Source organism: Streptomyces sp. NPDC051684 (genome assembly GCF_044453445.1).
GTDB lineage: Bacteria > Actinomycetota > Actinomycetes > Streptomycetales > Streptomycetaceae > Streptomyces.
Map to the genome: position 1 here is coordinate 25,401 of NZ_JBITCS010000012.1, position 17,132 is coordinate 42,532.

Below are 17,132 nucleotides of genomic sequence, written 5' to 3' on the forward strand. Positions count from 1 at the left end.
GGTATGCAGGATTCCCGATCAAGGCCCTGGGGAGGAGCATGGAGAGGGCACGACATGAACCGAGAGCAAGGAACCAATGAAACGCCTGACCTGGCCGAGCTGGATGCCGATCGACCCGTACATCCTGGCGTTGATCGGAACAGTGGGCCTCGCCGCACTGCTCCCGGCCCGAGGGGCCGCCGCCGACGTCGCCTCAGGCGCCTCGACCGCGGCCGTCGCCTTCCTCTTCTTCCTCTACGGGGCGCGCCTGTCGACCCGTGAGGCGATGGACGGGCTGCGCCACTGGCGGCTCCACGTCACCGTCCTCGCCTGCACGTTCGTCGTGTTCCCGCTGCTCGGCCTCGCGGCCCGCGGCCTGGTCCCGGTGCTGCTGCCGCAGAACCTCTTCGAGGGCCTCCTCTTCCTCACCCTCGTCCCCTCCACCATCCAGTCGTCGATCGCGTTCACCTCGATCGCGCGCGGCAACGTCCCGGCGGCGATCTGCGCGGGCTCCTTCTCCTCGCTCGCCGGCATCGTCCTCACACCGCTGCTCGCGGCCGCGCTGCTCCACAACAGCGGCGGCGGCTTCTCCGCCGACTCGCTCGTCAAGATCGTGCTGCAGCTCCTGGTGCCGTTCCTCGCGGGCCAGTTGCTGCGCCGCTGGGTCGGCGGCTTCATCACCCGGCACAAGAAGATCCTCGGCTACGTCGACCGCGGCTCGATCCTGCTCGTCGTCTACACCGCGTTCAGCGAGGGCATGGTGCAGGGCATCTGGCACCAGGTCAGCGCCGTCCGGCTCGCCGGACTCCTGGCCGTCGAGGCGGTGCTGCTCGCGATCATGCTGGTGGTCACCTGGTACGGCGCGAAGGCGCTCGGCTTCAACCGGGCCGACCGGATCGCCATCCAGTTCGCGGGCTCGAAGAAGTCCCTCGCCTCGGGACTGCCCATGGCGAGCGTGCTGTTCGGCGCGCACGCCTCACTGGCCGTGCTGCCGCTGATGCTCTTCCACCAGATGCAGCTGATGGTGTGCGCGGTCATCGCCAAGCGCCGCTCCCGGGACCCCGAGGAGCCGGAGTTCAGCGAGCCGATGGAGGCCCGAGCCGAAGAGACACGAACCGCGGTCGGTACAGGGACACGTTCCGGCTGAGCTCCGCCTGCGCGGCGGCTGGCGCGGCGTCCAGCCAGTTGACGTCGTAGCTCAGGACGAGCCGGCCGTCGCCGCTCAGCGCCGGGTGCGCCTGCGGGTTGTACGCGGTCGCGCGCGAGGGCGAGGCGCCGTCGCGGGGGAGCGGCGGGGTGAAGGCCTTCGCGGGGCCGTGCCAGGGACCGGCCGGTGAACAGGCCCAGTACGAGGTGACCTTCGTCAGCCCCTCCGGCCCCGCCGCCGTCGTGAACAGGACGTACGTGCCCGCGTCCCGCACCACCGTGAAGGCGGTGCCCACGCCGCGGCGCCGGTCGTCACCGAGGACCGGCGCGGCGTCCGTGCCCCACCGCTTCCCGTCCCAGTACCGCCACGCCCGTACGTCCCCGAGGCGGCCCTGCGGGACCCTGGCCACGTACGCGCGATGCACGGCCTTCTCCCCGTCGTCGGCGCCGAAGACGTACGTCCAGCCGCCCTCGTCGACGGCCGTCGTCCCGTACAGCACGCGCCGCGCCGGATCCCGCACCTGCCGCTGGTCGAGTACCTGGGTGATGCCCTCCAGGCGCAGGTCCGGCAGGGAAAGGGTGGCCACCTCGGTCGCGTTCGGAACGCCGTAGAGATACGGCCCCGAACCCTGGGCCCGCGTCCACAACAGCACCCGTACGACCTGCTCGCCGCCGCTCCTCTCGACGCGCGCGGCGACCGGCCAGCGCCATTCGCCCGCGGCGGTGTCCGGGAACAGGGGAGCGGTGAGGGTCCGATCGAGGCGGCCCGAACGGTCCGTCACCACGGCGGAGTTGCGGACGAAGGGCGCGTCCGCGGTGCGCCAGGGGTGCGGTTGGCCTGCCGGGTTCGGGGGCTGGTTCACGGCGCCGAGGAAGGTGTCGGAGAACAGCCACAGCAGCCGGCCGTCCGGCAGCCGCACGGAGTGCGTGCCGTCGCCGCCGGTCCAGTCGTCGAGCCGGGAGGCGTCGTCGCCGTAGCGGGCGAACGCGTCGGTGTGGCGGGTGTCCGTGGACCACGAGGTGACGCCGCGGGGTCCGCAACGTGCGGCGCCCTCCCGGTCGGGTAGGGCGACGATCGCGATCAGCAGGAGTGCGAGCGCGGCGAACACCGTGACCAGCGTTCCGCGTCCCGCCGTCATCCGTCTCTGTCTACCCCGCACGCGAGGCGACGCTAGTGCGTCCCGCCCGACCGGTCCATCACGCCTGCCCACCCACCCCTACGCCTCGGGGCTCCGCCCCGGCCCCCCGCGCCTCAATCGCCGGCGGGGCTGGAAAGGATCGGGGTTCCGCCCCCGGCCCCTCAAGCGCCGCCGGGACTCCAAAAGATCGGGGCTCCGCCCAGGACCCCGCTGCTCAATCGCCGCAGGGGCTTGATTTGCTGGGCCGGATTTCTCATGCCTCGGGGACGGGTGGGCAGAATCAAGCCCCGCCGGCGATTGAGGCGCGGGGTCCGGGGCGGAGCCCCGTGGCGTCAACCGCGTGGGGCCGGTCACGAACCAGGCCGCGCCCCCACGCCGACCGGTTCCGCCTCAGCGGCAGCGCCGAGCCGAGAATGCCGCCGCGCATCCGGGCGCGTCGGCGGCGGAGCCGACCTCCTCGCCGTCGATGGAGAGGGTCAACAGACCGTCGCCGCGCCGGAGTCGGAGCCGGTGCCAGTATCCGTCGTTGTACGCGGACGCCGACTGCACCGTCACCGTCCTGGGGGTCGCGGCCCCGTCCCGTACGGTGATCAGCCCGGTGATCCGGTGCGCGGCGGGCTCGGCGCGCAGTGTCACCTGGGGCTGCGAGGCGCCGGTGCCGCCCAGGGAGAGCAGCGGCTGCTCACCGCTCGTCGCGCTGTAGCGGAACCACAGCGACGCGTCGAACTCCCTTGTCCCCAGGCGCAGTCGGTCGCTGTAGGGCAGGCGCACCGCGTCGTCCGTGCCGTCGAAGGAGAGCGTGCCGCCGGCCGGGCCACCGGTCTCCGTGGGCCCGCCGAGCACGGCCGCGGCGCGGGCGCCCGGCGCCCGGTCATGTGTCGTCGGGTCCGGGCCGCGCCGCTCCTTCAGCCAGTCGGGGGTGAACCGGGCGAAGCGGATCTCGTCGCGGGCGTCCACGGCCCCGGCCTCGTACAGCAGCCCCACGTGGTCGCGGTCGGCCTGCACCAGATCCGAGTAGCCCGACCAGTCCTGGGTCACGACGGTGCCCCGGTCGAAGCTCTCCCAGGTGCGCCCGCCGTCGTACGAGGAGCGGATCACACCCTTCGCGTCGTCCGACTGCCCGGACACCCGACGTCCTACGTCCTGCGTCCAACATGTGTGACAAGACGCTACGCGGGCCCCCGGTGCCTCACAAGAACCACGGTGGTGACTGCGCGTCAGGGCACGAGCACGACCTTCCCGGTGTTGGCCCGCGCCTCGATCACGGCGTGCGCCGCCGACGCGTCCTCCAGCGCGAACACGCCGTGGACCATCGGCTTCAGAGCGCCCGTCAGAAACAGCTCCCACAGCTCCGTGCGCCACCGCTCGTACGTCTGGGGCTGCCCGCGCGCGATCAGCCCCATCTGGAAGCCGATCACCGACTTCGCGCCCACGAGCAGGTCGTACGCCTCCACGGTGCCGCCGCCCGAGCTGTATGCCACGAGCCGGCCGTGCGGGGCGAGGGCGGCGACGGCGGGTTTGAGCAGTGTGCCGCCGACCGCGTCGAGCGCGTAGTCGACGGGTTCGCCCCAGGACCCGGCGTCGTAACTCACCACCTCGTCGGCCCCGAGCGCGCGCACGAAGTCGGCCTTGCCGGTGTCGGAGACCGCGGCCGTCGTCCGTCGCGCACCCTTCAACCTGGCCAATTGCAGGGCGAGATGGCCCACCCCGCTCGCCGCCGCGGTCACCAGGGCGGTCTCGCCCGGCTCGGGCCGCGCGGCGCGCAGCGCCCCGTACGCGACGAGCCCGCTGCGCACGAGCGTCACCGCGTCGACCGCGCTTGCCCCGGCCGGGACCGGGGAGGCCATCGCGGTGTGCAGCAGCGCGCAGTCGGCGTAGCCGTGGCCGAAGACCAGGCCGGTGACCCGGTCGCCGACGGCGTACCCCGTCACACCCGCGCCGAGCGCGAGCACCTCGCCCGCGATCTCGCCCCCGAGTGCGATCGGCTCGCGCGCCTCGCGGACCTTGCGGACGACGGGCAGCGTGACCCCGACCGCCTCGGCGCGCACGAGGAGTTCTCCTGGTCCCGGCGCGGGTGCGGGCACCTCCTCCAGGAACAGGACCTCGGGCCCGCCGCTGTGCTCGTACCGGACACGACGCATGGACGTGACCCCCTCCGTGTGCGGTCGTCCGACTATTCGTTGGGGATCCCAACGAACAAGCTGGACGGTACGCGGATTTCATTGGGAGGTCCAACGTTTATTCGGTACGGTGGCCGCATGAGCGCACCGAGCCCGCCGCCCACCGCCCCCGGCGCCATCCGTGACCTGCCGAGCTGGCTGCTGGGGCGGGCCGCGGCGCGCGGGCGCGCGCTCGTCGCCGACGCGCTCGCCGAGCAGGGGCTGAGGATGTGGCACCACGTGGTGCTCAGTGCGGTGTCCGACTGGGGGCCCGTCGCCCAGGCCGCTCTCGTGCGCGGCGTCGGGCTCGACCCCAAGGACATGGTCGGCGTGCTCAACGACCTGGAGGCCGCGGGCCTCGTCGAGCGCGCACCCGACCCCAGGGACAGGCGTAAGAACGCGGTCACGGTCACGGCCGAGGGCGACCGCCTCGTCGGCACTTGCGCGGCGGCGGCGCGCGCCGCGAACGACGAACTCCTCGCGCCGCTGTCGGCGCGGGAGCGGGAGCGGTTCATGGAGATGTTGCGGCGGGTGTCCGGGATTCCCGCCGCCGGGAACTGAAGGCGCGGGGCCCGGTCAGCCCTGGGCGGCCGCGGTCTCCAGGGCGATCCGGTCCGTACCCGCGTACACGTTCATGGAGTTGCCCCGCAGGAAGCCGACCAGGGTCAGGCCCGTCTCGGCCGCGAGGTCCACCGCGAGGGACGAGGGCGCCGACACCGCCGCGAGCACGGGGATGCCCGCCATCACGGCCTTCTGCGCCAGCTCGAACGAGGCGCGGCCCGAGACCATCAGGATCGAGCGGGACAGCGGCAGGGCCCCGTTCTGCAGGGCCCGGCCGACGAGCTTGTCGACCGCGTTGTGCCGCCCCACGTCCTCGCGGATGTCGACGAGCCGGCCCTCCTCGTCGAAGAGCGCCGCCGCGTGCAGGCCCCCGGTCCGGTCGAAGACCCGCTGGGCCTCGCGCAGCCGGTCGGGGAGCGAGGCGAGCAGCTCGGGCGTCATCCGGACCGGGGGAGTGTCGGCGATCGGGAACCGGGCCGTGGTGCGCACCGCGTCGAGGCTTGCCTTGCCGCACAGGCCGCAGGACGAGGTCGTGTAGACGTTGCGCTCCAGAGTGATGTCGGGCAGCTCGACGCCGGGCGTCGTCCGCACGTCGACCACGTTGTACGTGTTGCTGCCGTCCTCCGTGGCGCCCGCGCAGTACACGATGTTCTGCAGGTCGGCATCGGTGGCCAGGACGCCCTCGCTGACCAGGAAGCCGGCCGCGAGCGGGAAGTCGTCGCCGGGGGTGCGCATGGTGATGGCGAGCGGCTTGCCGTTCAACCGGATCTCCAGCGGTTCCTCCGCGACGAGGGTGTCGGGCCGCGTGGAGACGTGCCCGTCCCTTATCCGGATCACCTTGCGTCGTTCCGTGACTCGTCCCATGGCTCCCATTCTCCTGCATCGACGGGGCGGGGCGACGCCCGGCCCGGCGAACCATGCGGGATATTGCCTACAGTATGGAAGTCGCCGGGTTCGTCGACAAGGGCTGCGCAAAGGGGGTTCCCAACTCCCCCGCGACTGCCTACCGTTCGGGATCATGAAGCCCCCCGTCGCACCGGCCGGCTGGAGCCGCTGGCTCGTACCCCCGGCCGCGCTCGCCGTCCATCTCTCCATCGGCCAGGCCTACGCCTGGAGCGTCTTCAAGCCGCCCTTGGAGTCCGCGCTGGGGCTGAGCGGCACGCAGAGCGCGCTGCCGTTCCAGCTCGGCATCGTGATGCTCGGCCTGTCGGCCGCCTTCGGCGGCACGCTCGTCGAGCGCAACGGGCCGCGCTGGGCGATGACCGTCGCGCTGATCTGCTTCTCCTCCGGCTTCCTGCTCTCCTCGCTGGGCGCCGCCACGGAGCAGTACTGGCTGATCGTGTTCGGCTACGGATTCGTCGGCGGCATCGGCCTCGGCATCGGCTACATCTCGCCGGTCTCGACGCTGATCAAGTGGTTCCCCGACCGGCCCGGCATGGCCACCGGCATCGCCATCATGGGCTTCGGCGGCGGCGCGCTCATCGCGTCCCCGTGGAGCGCCCAGATGCTGGAGTCCTTCGGCGCGGACAGCGGCGGCATCGCGCTCGCGTTCCTGGTGCACGGGCTCGCGTACGCGGTGTTCATGACGCTCGGCGTGCTGCTGATCCGGGTCCCGGGGCCGCAGGCGCGGGCGGCGCGGCAGGGCGGGGTCACCACGGAGGCGCCCACGGCCGCGGGCCCCCAGGTCTCCGCGAAGCAGGCGATCCGCACGCCCCAGTTCTGGTGCCTGTGGGTCGTCCTGACCATGAACGTGACCGCGGGCATCGGCATCCTGGAGAAGGCCGCCCCGATGATCACGGACTTCTTCGCCGACACCAGCACCCCGGTGTCCGTGTCGGCGGCCGCGGGCTTCGTGGCGCTGCTCTCCGCCGCGAACATGGCGGGCCGCATCGGCTGGTCCTCCACCTCCGACCTCATCGGCCGCAAGAACATCTACCGCGTCTACCTCGGCGTGGGCGCCCTGATGTACCTGTTCATCGTCCTGTGGGGCGATTCCTCGAAGCCCCTCTTCGTGCTGTGCGCCCTCGTGATCCTCTCCTTCTACGGGGGCGGGTTCGCGACGATCCCCGCGTATCTGAAGGACCTCTTCGGCACCTACGAGGTCGGCGCCATCCACGGCCGGCTGCTCACCGCCTGGTCCACGGCGGGCGTCCTCGGCCCGCTCATCGTCAACTGGGTCGCCGACAGCCAGGAGAGCGCGGGCAAGCACGGCGCCAACCTGTACGGCCTCTCGCTCATGATCATGATCGGGCTGCTTGTCATCGGCTTCGTCGCCAATGAACTGGTACGTCCCGTGCACGCCCGCCACCACGTAGTCCCCGCCCCCAGGGAGCCCGCAGATGACATCGACACCGCCGCCGGAGACCGCAAGGAGCGCGCCTGAGCGGCGCGGCCTGATCGCCCTCGCCTGGCTGTGGGTCGGGCTGCCGCTCGCGTACGGCGTGTACGAACTGGTGCAAAAGTCCACACAACTGTTCACCGGGTGAATCTCCGTGACCGGCTCGGCGGCTCCATCGGAAGTCTCCAAGCGAAACGGCACTTTCCTGTCGCTGACCGCCACCCGTTACTCGTGAGTCGCTGACCAGACTGGAGGATCCGCAGCTCACGAGGGGGCCTCCATGGTCGGTTCGCGCATTGTCGGCATCGGGCACCACCAGCCCGCCAGGATCCTCACCAATGAGGAACTGGCGGGCATGGTCGACACCAACGACGAGTGGATCCGCAGTCGCGTCGGTATCCGCACCCGGCACGTCGCGGGTCCGGACGAGCCGGTCGACGAGCTCGCCGCGCACGCCGCCGCCAAGGCGCTGGCCGGCGCGGGCCTGAGCGCGGCCGACATCGATCTGGTCGTCGTCGCGACCTCCACGGCCGTGGACCGCTCCCCGAACATGGCGGCCCGCGTCGCTCACCGGCTCGGCATCCCGTCCCCGGCCGCGCTCGACCTGAACGTCGTGTGCGCGGGCTTCACGCACGCCCTCGCCACCGCCGACCACACGCTGCGCGCCGGGGCAGCGACGCGCGCCCTGGTCATCGGCGCCGACAAGATGTCCGCCGTCACCGACTGGACGGACCGCTCGACGTGCGTCCTGGTCGGGGACGGCGCGGGCGCCGTGGTCGTCGAGCCCTGCGCCGAGGGCGAGGAGCCGGGCATCGGCCCCGTCCTGTGGGGCTCGGTACCCGAGATGGGCGACGCCGTGCGCATCGAGGGCGAACCGGCCCGTTTCGCCCAGGAGGGCCAGTCCGTCTACCGCTGGGCCACCCGCTCGCTGCCGCCGCTGGCCCGCGAGGCCTGCGCCAAGGCGGGGCTCGACCCGGCCGACCTCGCCGCGGTCGTCCTCCACCAGGCCAATCTGCGCATCATCGAACCGCTCGCGGAGAAGATCGGCGCCACCAACGCCGTGATCGCCCGGGACGTCGTCGACTCCGGCAACACCTCCGCCGCGAGCGTGCCGATCGCCCTGTCGAAGCTGGTCGAGCGCGGCGAACTGGTCAGCGGTGCGCCCGCGTTGCTCTTCGGCTTCGGCGGCAACCTCTCGTACGCGGGCCAGGTGGTGCGCTGTCCATGAGGTGAACGGCAGGGTCCGGTGTACGGAATGTGACGAGGCCAACTCGCTCTAGCCGTGGCGATTGCGCTCGGTAAACTGTATTCCAAAGCCAATCCGGCACACCGCCGGAGCCGGCCGGCCGGATGCTCGAAGCCCAGGAGGGGGACCGCGATGTTGTCCACAGGACTGCCGCAGGGGGCGGTGCCCAAGCTGGAGCGCCCGGGACCACTGCGCGAGCGGGTCTACGAGGCGCTGCTCGAACTGATCACGACGCGCGCCCTGCGGCCCGGCCAGCATCTGGTCGAGAGCGAACTCGCCGGCCACCTCGGAGTCTCCCGCCAGCCGGTGCGCGAGGCGCTGCAGCGGCTGAACACCGAGGGCTGGGTGGACCTGCGCCCCGCGCAGGGCGCGTTCGTGCACGAGCCGACCGAGGAGGAGGCTGACCAACTCCTCAGCGTCCGTACGCTGTTGGAGGCCGAGGCCGCCCGGCTCGCCGCGGCCAACGCGGGCAAGACCGGCATCGCCGAGCTAGAGGCGCTGTGCGCCAAGGGCGAGCAGGCGGTCGCCGACGGGGACGTGGACCTGGTCGTCGCCACCAACGCGGAGTTCCACGCCAAGGTCATGGAACTCGCGGGCAACGTCGTCCTCGGCGAACTCGCCGGGCAGGTCGACCGCCGGGTGCGCTGGTACTACCAGCCCGTCGCCCGGCAGCGCGGCGAGCAGTCCTGGATCGAGCACCGGCAGCTGATCGCGGCTATCTCCGCGCGCGACGAGGCGAAGGCCACCGCGGTGATGCGGACGCACACCGAGCACACCCGCGAGACGTACCACCACCGCGAGCGCGACTGACGCGCTGCCCGGCCCGTGCGCCTGGTCGGCGTGCACCAGCTCGACGTAGGCGGGCGGCGCCGCGACGCCACGAAGCTTTTGCAGTACGCGCGCACCCCGTCGCCGGGTGCCGGGCGTGTGTCGGGCAGTGCGTCCTCCGGCCCGTGCCGTACGGCGGCGTCCGCGTCGGCGGCCGACTCCACGCTCCATCCCCGCAGGGTAATGAGTCGCGCGCGGTACGGGAACCGTGGTCGTCCGGCAGTGCTCCGCCCCGTCTTTGTCCTGTGGCGGGAGAAAGTTGGGAGCAATTCCCGCGCAACTTCTTCCCGTGCCGGGTGGGCGCTGCTACGTTCCCCGACGAACCACGGCACGAGCGCACGGCACCACCACCCATGAGGCCCGAAGCGGCGGGGAGGGGCACGTGAGACGCATGACGGCTCGACCGGCCAATGGGCACCAGGCGCGGCTGCTGCGGCTGCTGCGCGACGAAGGGCCCAACTCCCGCGCCCAGTTGGGCGATCAGGTGGAACTGTCGCGCTCGCGGCTTGCCGTGGAGGTGGACCGGCTCCTGGACACCGGGCTCGTGGTCGCCGACGGGCTCGCCGCCTCGCGCGGCGGCCGCCGCTCCCACAACGTCCGGCTCGCCCCCTCGCTCCGTTTCCTCGGCGTGGACATCGGCGCGACCTCGGTCGATGTCGCGGTCACCAACGCTGAGCTGGAGATCCTCGGCCACATCGCCCAGCCCATGGACGTACGCGAGGGTCCGGTCGCGATCTTCGAGCAAGTCCTCGCCATGGCGGCAAAGTTGCGGGCCTCCGGCCTCGCCGAGGGGTTCGACGGGGCGGGCATCGGTGTGCCGGGACCCGTCCGGTTCCCCGAGGGTGTCCCCGTCGCGCCGCCGATCATGCCCGGCTGGGACGGCTTCCCGGTCCGCGAGGCGCTCAGCCAGGAACTGGGCTGCCCCGTCATGGTCGACAACGACGTGAACCTGATGGCCATGGGGGAGCAGCACGCGGGCGTCGCCCGGCAGGCGAGCGACTTCCTCTGCGTCAAGATCGGCACCGGTATCGGCTGCGGCATCGTCGTCGGCGGCGAGGTCCATCGAGGCACCACCGGGTCGGCGGGCGACATCGGGCACATCCGCGTCGAGCAGGACGGCCGACAGTGCGCCTGCGGCAACAAGGGCTGCCTGGAAGCACACTTCAGCGGCGCCGCGCTCGCCCGTGACGCCGAGGCCGCCGCCCGCGACGGGAGCTCCCCGGAACTCGCCGCCCGCCTGGAGAGCGCGGGCCGGCTCACCGCCGCCGACGTCGCGGCGGCCGCCGCGGCCGGTGACACCACCTGTCTCGACCTGATCCGGGAGGGCGGCAACCGCACCGGACAGGTCATCGCGTCACTCGTCAGCTTCTTCAACCCGGGACTCGTCGTCATCGGCGGCGGCGTCACCGGCCTCGGCCACACCTTGCTGGCCGCCCTGCGCACCCAGGTCTACCGCCAGTCGCTCCCCCTGGCGACCGGCAATCTCCCCATCGTGCTCGGGGAGTTGGGGCCCACCGCCGGAGTGACCGGCGGCGCCCGACTGATCAGCGACCACCTGTTCTCACCCGCGTAAGCCCAGCCGCTCCACGCGCACCTCGTACGACGCACACCTTGTACGGCGCTCAGCCCCGCCCTGCCCTGAACCCGGTCCGCACCTGCCCCGAGGGGAACCGTCATGGGACCCGATACGGCCTTGGCACCACCGCTGCTCACCATGTCCGGCATCACCAAGTCGTTCCCCGGCGTGCGCGCCCTGGACGGCGTCGACCTGGAGGTCCAGGCCGGGGAGGTGCACTGCCTGCTCGGCCAGAACGGGGCCGGGAAGTCCACCCTGATCAAGGTCCTCGCCGGGGCGCACCAGCCCGACGACGGCGTCATCACCTGGCGCGGCGAACAGGTCGCCCTGCGCTCGCCGATCGCCGCGATGCGCCTCGGCGTCGCCACCATCTACCAGGAACTCGACCTGGTGGAGGCCCTGTCCGTGGCCGAGAACGTGTTCCTCGGACACGAGCCGACCTCCGGCGGATTCGTCGTGCGCGGACGCGCGGCCCGCGCCGAGACGGCCACGCTGCTGCGCCGGCTCGGCCACCCCGAGATCGACCCCGAGCGCCTCGTCGGCGACCTGTCCGCCGCCCATCAGCAGATCGTCTCCATGGCCCGCGCGCTCTCCCACGACGTACGGCTCATGGTCATGGACGAGCCGTCGGCGGCGCTCGACCCCGACGAGGTCGAGAACCTCTTCCGGATCGTCGGCGACCTCACCGCCCAGGGCGTCGCCGTCGTCTACATCTCCCACCGCCTGGAGGAGATCCGCCGCATCGGCGACCGTGTCACCGTCCTCAAGGACGGCCGCGCGGTGGCCGTCGGGCTGCCCGCCGAGTCCACCCCGACCCGCGACATCATCTCCCTGATGACGGGCCGCAACGTCGAGTACGTCTTCCCGGACCGGCCCAATGCCGGGCCGCACACGGATCCCGTCCTGAAGGTGCAAGGACTCACCCGCGACGGGGAGTTCGCGCCGCTCGACCTCGACATCCGGCCCGGCGAGATCGTCGGCCTCGCCGGACTGGTGGGCTCCGGGCGCTCGGAGATCCTGGAGACCATCTACGGGGCCCGAAAACCGACGGCCGGTCAGATCCACCTCGGTGGAAGGCCGTTGCGCACGGGCAGCGTACGCGCCGCCGTCCGCGCGGGGCTCGGCCTCGCTCCGGAGGAGCGCAAGGCGCAGGCCCTGATGATGCTCGAATCGGTCACCCGCAACGTCTCCGTCTCCTCCATGTCGCGCTTCTCGTACGGGGGTTGGCTGGACCGCGGCCGGGAGCGCGAGGCCGCGCGCGGCGCCACCCGCGAACTGTCGCTGAGCCCCGACGACCCCTCCATCCCGGTACGCACGCTCTCCGGCGGCAACCAGCAGAAGGCCGTGCTCGCCCGCTGGCTGCTGCGCGGCTGCCGGGTGCTGCTGCTCGACGAGCCGACCCGCGGCGTCGACGTCGGCGCCCGCGCGGAGCTGTACGCCGTGATCCGCCGGCTCGCCGACGAGGGCCTCGCCGTCCTCCTCGTCTCCAGCGAGGTCCCCGAGGTGCTCGGCCTCGCCGACCGGGTCCTGGTCCTCAGGGAGGGCCGGGTGATCCACGAGTCCCCTGCCACGGACCTGGACGAACACGGGGTCCTCGATCTGGTCCTGGAGGGCGCGCGATGACGGGCGACACGTCGAGGACGCCGGCCGAGGGGCGTGGTCCGGCGGTCGGGCCGGCAGCGGACCGTGCCCCGCACGAAGACACCCCATCGAGCCCACACCACCCGCCCGCGAAGGGAACTGGCGTCATGACGCACCCCGCCCCCGCCGCCAGCCCGGCGGCCCCCGAGGCCGCTCCGGCCAAGAACCGTCCCCGCGTCGCCCGGATGGACGTCCGAACGATCTCGCTCCTCGGCGTCCTCGCCGCGCTCGTCGTGATCGGCGGCATCACCCAGCCGGGCTCCTTCCTGGATACGGACAACCTGCAACTCGTCCTCACCCAGGCGTCCGTCATCGGCGTCGTCACCGTCGGCATGACCTTCGTGATCATCTCCGGTGGCATCGACCTCTCCGTCGGCGCGATCGTCGCCCTCGCCGGTGTCTGGGCCACCACCGTCGCCACCCAGGAGTACGGCTTCGCCGGCGTCCTGTTCACGGCGATCCTCGTCGGCGTCGGCTGCGGCCTCGTCAACGGGGTGCTGATCGCGTACGGCGGCATGGTCCCGTTCATCGCCACGCTCGCGATGCTCGCCTCCGGCCGCGGCCTCGCCCTCCAGATCACCGACGGCAAGACCCAAATGGTCACCGTGCCCGGGGTGTTGAAGCTCGGCGAGCGCGACTCGTACGTGCTCGGGATCCCGCCCCTGGTGCTGGTGTTCGTCGCGGTCACCGTGATCGGCTGGTTGGTCCTCAACCGGACCACCTTCGGCCGCCGCACCGTCGCCGTCGGCGGCAACGCGGAGGCGGCCCGCCTCGCCGGCATCGACGTACGCCGTCAGCGCCTGTACCTGTATCTGCTCTCCGGCCTGTGCTGCGGCATCGCGGCCTTCCTGCTGATCGTGCTCTCCGGCTCAGGGCAGAACACCAACGGCAACCTCTACGAACTCGACGCCATCGCCGCCGCCATCATCGGCGGCACCCTGCTCACGGGCGGCCGCGGCACCATCGTCGGCTCCGTGCTCGGCGTTCTGATCTTCACCACGATCCAGAACATCTTCGCGCTGAACAACCTGCAGAGCGACGTCCAGCAGATCGCCAAGGGCGCCATCATCGTCGTGGCGGTCCTGGTGCAGCGGCGCACGGCCAGCACTTCCCATTGAAACGCGGAAAGGGACACGCCATGCCAGAGACAACGAGCCGCCGAGGACTGATCTTCGGCGCGGCCGCGGCCGTCACCGCGGGCGGACTGCTCACCGCCTGCACCAGCAACGAGCCGAGCGACAAGAGCGACGACAAGAAGGCCGCCGACCAGCCGGTCGCCGACGAGAAGAAGGGCAAGCAGGTCACCATCGGCTTCGCGGGCCCGCAGGCCGACCACGGCTGGCTCAACGCCATCAACGACAACGCCAAGGAACGCGCCAAGAAGTACGCGGACGTCACCCTGGAGACCACCGAGGGCTCCAACGACACCGCCGCGCAGATCGGCCAGGTCGAGACCCTCATCAACAAGAAGGTCGACGTCCTCGTCGTACTGCCCGCCGACGGCAAGGCGCTGACCCAGGTCGGCCTGAAGGCGATGCGCGCCGGCATCCCCGTCGTGAACCTCGACCGCATCTTCAACACCCCGCAGGCGTACCGCTGCTGGATCGGCGGTGACAACTACGGGATGGGCCTGAGCGCCGGGCACTACATCGGCGAGCAGCTCAAGGACAAGAAGAACGCGCGGGTCGTCGAGCTCGCCGGGCTCGACAACCTCGAACTCACCAAGCAGCGCACCGAGGGCTTCGACGCCGCCCTGAAGAACTACCCGAACATCAAGAAGGTGGCCCGGCAGGCCGCCGAGTTCACGGTCGAGTCCGGACAGGCCAAGATGTCCCAGCTCCTCCAGGCCCAGAAGAACTTCGACGCCCTGTGGAACCACGACGACGACCAGGGTGTCGGCGCCCTGCGCGCCATCAAGCAGGCCGGCCGCGACGACTTCCTGATGGTCGGCGGCGCGGGCGCGCTCTCCGCGTTCGAGGAGATCAAGCAGGGCCGGGGCGTGCTGAAGGCCACCGTCCTGTACCCGCCGACCATGGCCGCCTCCGCGATCGACCTGGCCCGCGCGCTCGGCCAGGGCAAGGGCATCAGCGGCATGGCCGAGTTCGAGATCCCCGCGCACGTGACCCTGTACTCGGCCGTCGTCGACAAGAAGAACGTCGACCAGTACATGCCCACCGGCTTCAAGTGAGCCCCGCCCGTACGGCGTATCCCCCCCAGCACCGCGCGGACGAGGAGGTCTTCTGCATGGCAGGCAGCAATGGACACGACGGGGCGAGGCCCGTCCTGGGTGTCGGCATGGTCGGCTACGCGTTCATGGGCGCCGCCCACTCGCAGGGCTGGCGCACCGTGGGCCGCGTCTTCGACCTGCCGCTCACGCCCGCGCTCGCCGCGATCTGCGGCCGCGACGCCTCGGGGGTGCGGGACGCGGCGGACCGGCTCGGGTGGGCCGCGGCCGAGACCGACTGGCGGGCGCTGATCGCCCGGGACGACGTCGGCCTGGTCGACATCTGCACCCCCGGCGACAGTCACGCCGAGATCGCCGTCGCCGCCCTGGAGGCCGGCAAGCACGTGCTGTGCGAGAAGCCGCTCGCCAACTCGGTGGAGGAGGCGGAGGCGATGGCCGAGGCCGCCGAACGGGCTGCTGCCCGCGGCCAGTTGGCCATGGTCGGCTTCAACTATCGCCGCGTCCCGGCCGTCGCCCTGGCCCGCCGCATGGTCGCCGAAGGCCGTATCGGCACCCTGCGGCACGTCCGCGTCCACTACCTCCAGGACTGGCTCGTCGACCCCGCCTTCCCGCTCACCTGGCGGCTGCAGAAACCGCACGCGGGCTCCGGCGCCCTCGGTGACCTCGGCGCGCATGTCGTGGACCTCGCCCAGTACCTCGCGGGCGAACCCGTGACCGGGGTCTCCGCGCTCACCGAGACCTTCGTGCGGGAACGCCCGCTCCTGGACGGGGCGTCCTCCGGCCTCTCGGCGGCCGGGGGCGGCGAGGCGGGCACCGGGCCCGTCACCGTCGACGACGCGGCTCTGTTCACCGGCCGGTTCGCCTCCGGTGCCCTGGCCTCCTTCGAGGCCACCCGGTTCGCGACCGGCCGCAAGAACGCGCTCACCATCGAACTCAACGGCTCCCAGGGGTCGTTGGCCTTCGACCTGGAGCGCCTCAACGAACTGTCCTTCCACGACCACACCGAACCCGCCGAGCACGCCGGCTTCCGGCGGATCCTCGCCACCGAGCCCGGCCACCCCTACCTGGAGGCATGGTGGCCGCCCGGCCACGGCCTCGGCTACGAGCACACGTTCACCCACCAGGCCCGCGACCTCCTCACCGCCATCGCCGAGGGAACGCAGCCCCGGCCCTCGTTCGCCGACGGCCTCCAGGTGCAGCGCGTCCTCGCGGCGGTCGAGGAGAGCGCGGCCAAGAACTCCGTCTACACCCCGATTCCGGCCTGAGGGCCCCCGGCCCGAGAGGAGCCAGCCATGCCCCGCCCGTTCACCCTCTTCACCGGCCAGTGGGCCGACCTGCCGCTCGAAGACGTCTGCCGCATCGCCCGCGACGCCGGATACGACGGCCTCGAACTTGCCTGCTGGGGCGACCACTTCGAGGTCGACAAGGCCCTCGACGACCCCGACTACGTCAAGGGCCGGCACGCCCTGCTCGACAAGTACGGCCTCAAGTGCTGGGCCATCTCCAACCATCTGGTCGGGCAGGCCGTCTGCGACGCCATCATCGACGAACGCCACGAGGCGATCCTGCCGTCGCGGATCTGGGGGCACGGCGAGGCCGAGGGGGTACGGCAGCGGGCCGCCGCCGAGATCAAGGACACCGCACGCGCGGCCGCCGCCTTCGGCGTCGACACCGTCATCGGCTTCACCGGCTCCGCCATCTGGCACCTCGTCGCCATGTTCCCGCCCGCGCCCGAGTCGATGATCGAGCGCGGCTACGAGGACTTCGCCGAGCGCTGGAACCCGATCCTCGACGTGTTCGACGCCGAGGGCGTCCGCTTCGCGCACGAGGTCCATCCCAGCGAGATCGCCTACGACTACTGGACAACGCACAAGGCCCTGGAGGCAGTCGACCACCGGACCGCCTTCGGGCTGAACTTCGACCCCTCCCACTTCGTGTGGCAGGACCTCGACCCGGTCGGCTTCCTGTGGGACTTCAAGGACCGCATCCTGCACGTCGACTGCAAGGAGGCCCGCAAGCGCCTCGACGGCCGCAACGGCCGACTCGGCTCCCACCTCCCCTGGGGAGACCCCCGCCGCGGCTGGGACTTCGTCTCCGCCGGGCACGGCGACGTCCCCTGGGAGGACGTCTTCCGCATGCTCCGCTCCATCGACTACTCCGGGCCGATCTCCGTGGAGTGGGAGGACGCGGGCATGGACCGCCTTCAGGGCGCCCCCGAGGCCCTGACCCGCCTGAAGGCGTTCGACTTCGAACCACCCACGGCGTCCTTCGACGCGGCGTTCAACAGCTGACGCCGGGGCCACGGCCGCGCGACCCGATCCGCTGGTCGCGCGG

16 protein-coding genes are annotated in these 17,132 nt (G+C 71.8%); 12 read left to right on the top strand and 4 right to left on the bottom strand.

What is annotated here, in order from left to right; genetic code table 11:
- Positions 1 to 76: 76 nt before the first annotated feature.
- On the top strand, positions 77 to 1,126 hold the full coding sequence (locus ACIA8D_RS16480) for a bile acid:sodium symporter family protein (RefSeq protein WP_399232627.1): 1,050 nt from the start codon (positions 77 to 79) through the stop codon (positions 1,124 to 1,126).
- On the opposite strand, the gene ACIA8D_RS16485 is transcribed toward ACIA8D_RS16480, so the two are convergent.
- The 3 genes from ACIA8D_RS16485 to ACIA8D_RS16495 form a co-directional block, all read right to left on the bottom strand.
- Positions 1,056 to 2,264 carry a DUF4185 domain-containing protein gene (locus ACIA8D_RS16485; RefSeq protein WP_399232629.1) on the bottom strand — a complete coding sequence of 403 codons (1,209 nt, stop codon included), beginning with the start codon at positions 2,262 to 2,264 and terminating at the stop codon, positions 1,056 to 1,058. The two genes, ACIA8D_RS16480 and ACIA8D_RS16485, sit on opposite strands and share 71 nt — an antisense overlap.
- Before the next feature lie 390 nt (positions 2,265 to 2,654).
- Positions 2,655 to 3,392: a LamG-like jellyroll fold domain-containing protein gene (locus tag ACIA8D_RS16490; protein WP_399232631.1), complete on the bottom strand. Its 738-nt coding sequence runs from the start codon at positions 3,390 to 3,392 to the stop codon at positions 2,655 to 2,657.
- 89 nt (positions 3,393 to 3,481) lie between these two features.
- Positions 3,482 to 4,405 carry a zinc-binding alcohol dehydrogenase family protein gene (locus tag ACIA8D_RS16495; protein WP_399232633.1) on the bottom strand — a complete coding sequence of 308 codons (924 nt, stop codon included), beginning with the start codon at positions 4,403 to 4,405 and terminating at the stop codon, positions 3,482 to 3,484.
- 117 nt (positions 4,406 to 4,522) lie between these two features.
- Here ACIA8D_RS16495 and ACIA8D_RS16500 point away from each other — a divergent pair, with 117 nt between their 5' ends.
- Entirely contained in the window at positions 4,523 to 4,984 is a 462-nt protein-coding gene (locus ACIA8D_RS16500) for a MarR family winged helix-turn-helix transcriptional regulator (RefSeq protein ID WP_399232634.1), read from the top strand.
- 15 nt (positions 4,985 to 4,999) lie between these two features.
- On the opposite strand, the gene fdhD is transcribed toward ACIA8D_RS16500, so the two are convergent.
- On the bottom strand, positions 5,000 to 5,848 hold the full coding sequence (fdhD, locus tag ACIA8D_RS16505; RefSeq protein WP_399232636.1) for a formate dehydrogenase accessory sulfurtransferase FdhD: 849 nt from the start codon (positions 5,846 to 5,848) through the stop codon (positions 5,000 to 5,002).
- A gap of 154 nt (positions 5,849 to 6,002) precedes the next feature.
- Between fdhD and ACIA8D_RS16510 the strand changes: the two genes are divergently transcribed.
- From ACIA8D_RS16510 to ACIA8D_RS16555, 10 genes are all read left to right on the top strand, one after another.
- Positions 6,003 to 7,367 carry an OFA family MFS transporter gene (locus tag ACIA8D_RS16510; protein ID WP_399232638.1) on the top strand — a complete coding sequence of 455 codons (1,365 nt, stop codon included), beginning with the start codon at positions 6,003 to 6,005 and terminating at the stop codon, positions 7,365 to 7,367.
- Positions 7,324 to 7,470, top strand: coding sequence for a hypothetical protein (locus ACIA8D_RS16515; RefSeq protein WP_399232639.1), 147 nt, complete (start codon positions 7,324 to 7,326; stop codon positions 7,468 to 7,470). Before ACIA8D_RS16510 ends, ACIA8D_RS16515 begins: the two co-directional genes overlap by 44 nt.
- 132 nt (positions 7,471 to 7,602) lie before the next feature.
- Positions 7,603 to 8,550 (top strand): beta-ketoacyl-ACP synthase III, encoded by a 948-nt coding sequence (locus tag ACIA8D_RS16520; RefSeq protein ID WP_399232642.1) that lies wholly within the window; start codon positions 7,603 to 7,605, stop codon positions 8,548 to 8,550.
- Between the two features lie 150 nt (positions 8,551 to 8,700).
- The gene (locus ACIA8D_RS16525) at positions 8,701 to 9,378 is read left to right on the top strand and encodes a GntR family transcriptional regulator (RefSeq protein ID WP_399232644.1); all 678 of its coding nucleotides are present in this window, start codon (positions 8,701 to 8,703) and stop codon (positions 9,376 to 9,378) included.
- A gap of 409 nt (positions 9,379 to 9,787) precedes the next feature.
- Positions 9,788 to 10,969 carry an ROK family protein gene (locus ACIA8D_RS16530; RefSeq protein ID WP_399232646.1) on the top strand — a complete coding sequence of 394 codons (1,182 nt, stop codon included), beginning with the start codon at positions 9,788 to 9,790 and terminating at the stop codon, positions 10,967 to 10,969.
- A 141-nt stretch (positions 10,970 to 11,110) separates the two neighbouring features.
- On the top strand, positions 11,111 to 12,595 hold the full coding sequence (locus tag ACIA8D_RS16535) for a sugar ABC transporter ATP-binding protein (protein ID WP_399232896.1): 1,485 nt from the start codon (positions 11,111 to 11,113) through the stop codon (positions 12,593 to 12,595).
- 203 nt (positions 12,596 to 12,798) lie between these two features.
- Positions 12,799 to 13,731 (top strand): ABC transporter permease, encoded by a 933-nt coding sequence (locus tag ACIA8D_RS16540; RefSeq protein ID WP_399232898.1) that lies wholly within the window; start codon positions 12,799 to 12,801, stop codon positions 13,729 to 13,731.
- Between the two features lie 20 nt (positions 13,732 to 13,751).
- On the top strand, positions 13,752 to 14,801 hold the full coding sequence (locus ACIA8D_RS16545; protein ID WP_399232648.1) for a substrate-binding domain-containing protein: 1,050 nt from the start codon (positions 13,752 to 13,754) through the stop codon (positions 14,799 to 14,801).
- 56 nt (positions 14,802 to 14,857) lie between these two features.
- Entirely contained in the window at positions 14,858 to 16,063 is a 1,206-nt protein-coding gene (locus tag ACIA8D_RS16550) for a Gfo/Idh/MocA family protein (RefSeq protein WP_399232650.1), read from the top strand.
- Between the two features lie 27 nt (positions 16,064 to 16,090).
- The gene (locus ACIA8D_RS16555; RefSeq protein ID WP_399232652.1) at positions 16,091 to 17,089 is read left to right on the top strand and encodes a sugar phosphate isomerase/epimerase family protein; all 999 of its coding nucleotides are present in this window, start codon (positions 16,091 to 16,093) and stop codon (positions 17,087 to 17,089) included.
- The last annotated feature ends 43 nt before the right edge of the window (positions 17,090 to 17,132 follow it).